General features: G+C 65.4%; 1 protein-coding gene. It reads right to left on the reverse strand.

The annotated features are described in order from the left end of the window. On the reverse strand, positions 1 to 1,127 hold a 1,127-nt coding region (locus ABIB56_RS18455), incomplete at its 3' end, for an IS30 family transposase (RefSeq protein ID WP_502917628.1). Between the last annotated feature and the right edge of the window lie 51 nt (positions 1,128 to 1,178).

Below are 1,178 nucleotides of genomic sequence, written 5' to 3' on the forward strand. Positions count from 1 at the left end.
GCGGGGGTGTGGTAGCCGTGGCGTTTTCGTGGTCGCGCATTGAGTTCCGCGGCAACGTTGGCGAGGATCCCGGGCCCGTGAAACGAAAGATCAGTGCTCTTCGGAAAATATTGCCTCAGCAGCCCATTCGTGTTCTCGTTGGAGCCGCGTTGCCAGGGCGAGTGCGGGTCGCAGAAGTAGATCGGCATCCCGGTCGCCATCGTGATCTCCCGATGCTTGGCCATCTCCCGGCCCTGGTCCCAGGTCACCGACCGACGCAACTGTTCCGGCAGGGTGTTCATTGCTTTGATCATCGCGGCCGAGACCGTCGCGGCGGTGTGATCCCCGGGCAGGTGCAGCAGCATCAGGAACCCGCTGGTCCGCTCGACCAGAGTCCCGATCGCGGACCTCGTGGATGTCGAGCCGATGATGAGGTCGCCCTCCCAGTGCCCGGGAACGGCGCGGTCTTCGATCTCGGCCGGCCGATCAGAGATCATCACCATGCCCTGAAATCGCCCTGCCTTGGGGCCGTCCGGTTTCTGGGGGCGGCGCCTGGCGCGCCCGGACCGCAATGCGGTGGCGACTTCCAGCCGCAACGAGCCGCGGCCTTGGACGTAGAGGGCTTGGTAGATGGTTTCGTGGGACACCTGCATCTCCCCATCCTCGGGATGCTCAAGCCTGAGCCGGCCCGCAACCTGCTCGGGGCTGAACCGTTCGGTGAGCATCGACACAACCTGGTCCCGTAACGCTAACCCGTCCAACTTTCGCGGCCTCGGCCGGCGGGCCCGCGCCCACGTCTGCTCCTGCGCGAACGAGGGCACGTATCGGTCATAGACGCGGTTCCTCACCACCTCACGGCTGATCGTCGACGGCGCCCGGCCAAGCACCGCAGCGATCTGCCTCACCCCCTGGCCGCGGGCGAGTTGGAAACCGATCTCCTCTCGCTCCCGCAACGACAAAGATCCGGGACGAGTGACAGCGAAATTCTGAAGAGGCGATGGCAGCACCTGCCGATCTTCGCCGAGCCACCGATACGCGGTCGCCCGCGACACCCCCGCGGCCAGCGCTGCGACCGACGTCGGCAGCCCGGCGTCCATTCCCTTCCAGAACGACAAACGAACACTCAATGGCGACCACGGTCTGCCCATCGACAACACCCCACAGAACTCAGGGTGTTGCACTCACCACCTGAATTCGCC

Source organism: Glaciihabitans sp. UYNi722, assembly GCF_040549465.1.
Lineage (GTDB): Bacteria > Actinomycetota > Actinomycetes > Actinomycetales > Microbacteriaceae > Lacisediminihabitans.